This window comes from Exiguobacterium sp. s128, assembly GCF_018618815.1.
Taxonomy (GTDB): domain Bacteria; phylum Bacillota; class Bacilli; order Exiguobacteriales; family Exiguobacteriaceae; genus Exiguobacterium_A; species Exiguobacterium_A antarcticum.
The window spans coordinates 1-735 of record NZ_JACSMT010000105.1 but is presented as its reverse complement, the minus strand read 5'-3'; the positions used below and the strand labels follow the sequence as shown (position 1 = coordinate 735).

Annotated in this window: 1 protein-coding gene; it reads right to left on the bottom strand. The window is 37.7% G+C overall.

The window, feature by feature from the left end:
* Positions 1–41: 41 nt before the first annotated feature.
* Positions 42–398 (bottom strand): type VII toxin-antitoxin system HepT family RNase toxin, encoded by a 357-nt coding sequence (hepT, locus tag KNQ13_RS16270; RefSeq protein ID WP_353048755.1) that lies wholly within the window; start codon positions 396–398, stop codon positions 42–44.
* Positions 399–735 lie beyond the last annotated feature (337 nt).

The window sequence follows — 735 nt, the reverse complement described above, 5'->3', positions numbered from 1 at the left end:
AATCAGTCCTTTTTAACTCTATTCCCATAGTATTGAAAACATTACCTCACTAACATTGCGTAAGAACCACTCCTATTTTGCATTACACAGTCATGGATTGCGATAGTACAATATCTCATCATATTCATTAGACTGGTAGATAAAGAAGAGTTGATAAAGTGTACTTTCTCTAATAGTTTAATTCCATCCTGACTCGTTTTAGGTAATCCCAGTTTTCGTGTACTTACGACATACATCGCCATATCGATAGAAGCTTGGCAGATCCGTTGCAAATTTAAAATGATGCTATCTTGTCTGGTTAAATCACTTAAATTTTTGGAGTCATTATTATAGACTTCGTTCATTCTAATGATGCAACGTTTGATCGTCGCTTGTTTTTGTAAAAGGATCTCGTTCATTTCTTGCGACACGTCCTTTCTTACAAAATAGATAATGGTACATCTGATTTTAACCATTCTATAACACCTTGAAAAAAATCGGTATGATCTAAAAAAAGTAAGACCCGACGAAATCCGTCAGATCTTACTTTTTATCAGGAATGCATTCCCGTCACTCGACTCCTACAGGGAAAAGCGCAGGGATTTGCGCTGTCACAGGCAAACAAGACCCGAGTCCATGTCCGGAGGACAAAGGAGGCGCGGCTTGTGCCTCCATAGATGTCAACTTAAGAAAATGACTAACTTCTTTTGAAAGATGGTATGGAATACTAACCCTACGAGAGGAGTTTTTTATATG

Excerpts from the sequence above, each read along its gene's own strand:
- hepT (WP_353048755.1), bottom strand. The coding sequence starts at position 398 with ATGAACGAGATCCTTTTACAAAAACAAGCGACGATCAAACGTTGCATC.